At 62.6% G+C, this 4,306-nt stretch carries 5 protein-coding genes and 1 other annotated feature; all 5 genes read right to left on the reverse strand.

All coding sequences use genetic code 11. From position 1 onward, the window contains the following. The coding region (locus tag Q0K23_RS12605) for a class I tRNA ligase family protein (RefSeq protein WP_294522935.1) at positions 1–227 on the reverse strand (227 nt) is incomplete at its 3' end. Between the two features lie 67 nt (positions 228–294). Beyond that, positions 295–524: a binding site (T-box leader), on the reverse strand. Between the two features lie 85 nt (positions 525–609). Continuing rightward, entirely contained in the window at positions 610–1,425 is an 816-nt protein-coding gene (locus Q0K23_RS12610; RefSeq protein WP_294522938.1) for a DivIVA domain-containing protein, read from the reverse strand. Between the two features lie 101 nt (positions 1,426–1,526). After that, positions 1,527–2,012 (reverse strand): cell division protein SepF, encoded by a 486-nt coding sequence (locus Q0K23_RS12615; protein WP_294522941.1) that lies wholly within the window; start codon positions 2,010–2,012, stop codon positions 1,527–1,529. Positions 2,013–2,031: 19 nt separating this feature from the next. Then, entirely contained in the window at positions 2,032–2,748 is a 717-nt protein-coding gene (locus Q0K23_RS12620; RefSeq protein WP_294522944.1) for a YggS family pyridoxal phosphate-dependent enzyme, read from the reverse strand. 33 nt (positions 2,749–2,781) lie between these two features. Next, entirely contained in the window at positions 2,782–4,038 is a 1,257-nt protein-coding gene (locus Q0K23_RS12625; protein ID WP_294522947.1) for an HlyD family efflux transporter periplasmic adaptor subunit, read from the reverse strand. Between the last annotated feature and the right edge of the window lie 268 nt (positions 4,039–4,306).

Raw genomic sequence — 4,306 nt, forward strand, 5'->3', positions numbered from 1 at the left:
ATATCCTTGAGGATCTTGTTCAGGGCGGTGCCGATGTGGATGTTGCCGTTGGCGTAGGGAGGGCCGTCGTGGAGGACGAAGGTGGGCTTGCCGTCGTTCTTCTTGATCAGCTTGTGGTAGATGTCCTTCTCCTCCATGGCCTTGAGCATATCGGGCTCACGCCGGGGCAGGCCCGCCCGCATGGGGAAGTCTGTCTTGGGGAGATGGATGGTCTTGTTGTAATCCATGGTTCTCTGCGCTCCTTATTGTGATGATGAAAGATTCAAAGGGAACAAAAAAGCGCCCCTGTCTCCCAAAAGAGACAAAGGCGCAAACCTCTGCGGTACCACTCTTCTTGCCGCAGGCGTACTGCGGCCGCTCAAGCCGGCGGATAACGGCGCCGCCCGTACCGGCTTAGTGGGGGCAGACCCGTTCAGCCGGAGGCTCCGAGGTGATTTTCATCCGTCCGCCTCTCCGCCTTTCACCAAAACGGCGGCTCTCTGGGCAGGTTAGGCCGGACTACTCCTCCTCTTCCTTGCGTTTGCTGTATGAAAAGAAAACACGGAGAAACACCCATAAGGGTGTTTCTCCGTGTATCTTACCTGTTTTCCCCGGTTATGTCAAGGGGAATCACTTGATTTCGTAATCTTTTCCGAATTTCAGGTTGCTGAAGTCGATGCGGCGGGTGGGGGAGTCGTCCTCGTCCTCCTCGTCCTCGTCCCGGCGGCGGGCACGGCGGTCGCCACGGTGATCCCTGTGCTCCCGGCGCTCCGGCTGTTCCGGCTGCTCCTCCTTGTCCTTCCGGTCCATGCCCAGCAGTTCGGCGTACAGGCCGCCGTCCTCCTGGCTGTCGTCCTCGCCGCTGTCCTGCTCCGGCTCGTCCTGAGGCTCCTCGTCCTCCACCTTGGGCAGCTCGCCGGTCTCCCCCTCCACGATCTTCTCCATGGAGGACTGGATGTCCCGGGCGGTCTGGTCGGTCTGGCTGGGGGCGGGCGCGGTCATCTGGGACAGGCCGTTGAGATAGTCCATCTCGTGCTGATAGAGCTCCTTCAGCTTGGCCACGTAGGCGGCGGTGGACTCCTTGGCGGCGTTGAGGCGCATCTGCTCGTTCTCCAGCTCCTGGCGCAGGCCGTCGATCTTGGCTCGGGCCTCGCCCTCGGCGGTGCCGATGAGCCGGTCCCGCTTCTCCTCCGCCTCACGGACGATCTCGTCCGCCGTCCGCTGGGCGGCCAGCAGGGCCTTGCGCATGCCCTCTTCGGTGGAACGGTACTCCTCCACCTTCTCCACCAGCACCTTCATCTTGCTCTTGAGGAGGGCATTCTCCTTGTACAGGGCGGTGTAGTCCTCGGTAAGCTGGTCCAGGAACTCGTCCACCATGGCCATATTGTAGCCGCCGAAGCTGGCCTTGGCAAACGCGTGCTGAGAGACCTCCTGCGGTGTCATCATATCCAATTCCCCCGTTTCTCTTTAAAAAAGGGTACAAAATCTTTGCCCCAGCCGGTGCTTCACACCGTCCGGGGACGGCTTTTTCTTCGCGCTGTCAGCTGTTAAAAGTACAGCCCGTTGTTCTCCAGTTCGTCGATTAAATCGCCTAAAATGTCCACGTTGTAGGGCGTGATGATGTAGGTGGAGATGGCCACCTTCTTGATCTTGCCCTCGTTGGCGTAGGCCACGCCGGACAGGAAGTCCAGCAGGCGGCGGGCGATGTCCTTGTTGGTCTGCTCCAGATTGAGGACCACGGTGCGCTTCTCCCGCAGGTGGTCGGCAATCTCGGCGGCGTTCTCGAAGCGGTCGGGCTTCACCAGCACCACCTGGAGCTGGGTGGTGGTGTGGATGTTGACCACCTTGTTGCTCCGGCGGGGCTCCTCCTGCTGGAAGATGCTGCCGGAATTGTCCATCTTGGCGGAGGCGCTCTTCTCCCGGCGCTGCTCCCGGTCGCCCCGGGTGACCGGCTCATAGTCCTCCTCGTAATCCTCTTCATCCTCGTCCTCATAGGGACGGGCGAGGCGCTTCAGTTCATCAATAAAACCCATGGTCGGTTACCCCCATCAATCAGCCTTGGCTCTGCTTTGTCATGGGCGGCCGGGGGCCGAAGAGTGCGGTGCCCACCCGGACGTGGGTGGCGCCTTCCCGCACGGCGTCCTCATAGTCGCCGCTCATTCCCATGGACAGGCAGTCCATATCAGTTACATTATGGTCCAAAGCCGTTCTTATGTCAACATAAAGGTGATACATTTCGGCAAAAAAATGTCGGTTTTCTCCGGCAACATGGGCCGCAGGCGGAATTGCCATGAGCCCCCGCAGGCGGACGTGGGGCATCTCCGCCGCCAGCCTGGCCAGCTCCAGGGCGTTTTCCGGGGCCACGCCGCTCTTGGACGCCTCGCCGCCCACGTTGATCTCCAGCAGGATGTCCTGCACCAGGTCCAGCTTGGCCGCCTGGGCCTCCACCGCCTCCAGCAGGCGGGGGGAGTCCACCGACTCGATCATATCCACCCGGCCCACCACATACTTGACCTTGTTGGTCTGGAGGTGGCCGATGAAGTGGAGGGCGGCGCCGGCGTAGGCATCGTCGTCCAGATGGGCGGTCATCTCCTGGACCCGGTTCTCGCCGCACACCGTGATGCCGGCGGCTATGGCCTGCCGGATGGTATCCGAGGTCTGGACCTTGGTGGCGGCCACCAGGGTGACCTCCGCCGGGTCCCGGCCCACCTCCAAAGCGGCGGCGGCAATCTTTCTCTTTACAGCTTCCACACGTTCGGGCAGCGTCATCGCTCCGCACCTCCATATTCAGGCGAGAGGCCCTCAGCCTCTTACCACTTTTCCGTCGTACAGGTCCTCGCCGGAGAGGATCAGCTCGTCTCCGGCCCGGAGGGACCGTTTGGCCTCATTGTTGTCCCCGGGCGCCACTTCCACCGGGTTGACCAGGTAGTAGTCCTCCTCGTCGTCCACAATGTCCACCGGCTTGAACTCCGCCCGGGCGCCCACCACCACGTACACGCCCCACGCTCCGCTCTCGTCCTGATAGAGGGCGTTCTTGGGCACGCGGATCCCGGTGGTGCTGCTGTATACCAGGCTCACCGTCTGCTGCCGGAGCAGGGTGGTATCCGAGAGGAACTCCTTGCTGGAGAGCACCACCACCACTTTCCCGTTCTCCGGGTCGCTGATGCGCTCCACCGTCATGTCCACCTGGCCGGACCAGTCCCGGGAGAAGCGGACCGTGACCTTCTTCTTGTCGTCCCGCAGGTTGGCCAGCTCGCCCGCGTCGGCCTCGTCCAGCACGCAGGCAAAGTACCACTTGGCGCTGGTGATGAGCTTGCCCACCGTGCCGCTCTCCGGGGTGACCGTGTTCTGCTCCAGCTCCGCCAGCTGGGAGGGGGTGATGGTCTCCAGCATGGCAGGGGTGATCAGGCTCTCCCAGCCGTCCACCATGCCGGAGAAGATGCCCGACCGGTCGGTGATCACGGAGGTGGTGTCCTGTCCGGCGGCGGAGGTGAGGGCCTGGATCTGGCTCTCCAGTTCGGTCTTGGCCGTCTGAAGGTCGGTGACATCCCCGGTGGAGGAGTAATCCCGCTTGTACACCAGGGTACGCAGCTCCATGGTGTTCTCCTCCAGGCTGGTGAAGTCCCGGGTGGCCACCGAGGACCGCAGGGATGCGATGCGGGTGAGAATATCCTCAGACAGTTTGGCGTTGTCCGATATGTCGTCGGCGTGGCCCAGGGAGTAGTTGATCTGCTCCAGCTCCTGGCTGAGGGCGTCCAGCTGCTGCCGCCGCTCCAGGGCGGAGGCGTCCTGATAGAGGTAGGCCACCGTCTGGCCCACGCCCACCCGCTCCCCTTCGGCGGGCAGCACGTCCGCCAGCCCCGACCGGGCGGGCAGCACATACTCATCCCGCACCAGGAGACCGGTGGCCTCTGTGGCCTGGTCCAGGGTGTAGGTATAGCAGGTCATGGTGACCATCCGGTCTGTGAAGCTCTGCCAGGCGTACACAAACAGGTACACCAGCACCGCGCCCAGCAGCACCAGCATGACCACTCGGTTGACGATCTTGCCCTCTTTCATGGGATGCTCCTCCAGGGAATCGAAATCTGTCTGTCAATAATGGCGTTCTATGGAATAATATACGGCGGCAGAGCCCGGCCTGCAAGTCCCTCCGAAGAGATCCCCCGAACTTCTTTCCCCGGGCCTTCCCCCTGGGGGGAAGGTGGCTGGCCGAAGGCCAGACGGATGAGGGGAACGGCCTCCGGCGGGGTACTTTTCTCCGGCGAAAAGTACCCAAAAGCCGCCGGGGACACAGGGGCGGAGGGCCCTGTTAGGGCCAAACGCCCCC

It is taken from the genome of uncultured Pseudoflavonifractor sp., assembly GCF_944387275.1.
Taxonomy (GTDB): Bacteria; Bacillota; Clostridia; order Oscillospirales; family Oscillospiraceae; genus Pseudoflavonifractor; species Pseudoflavonifractor intestinihominis.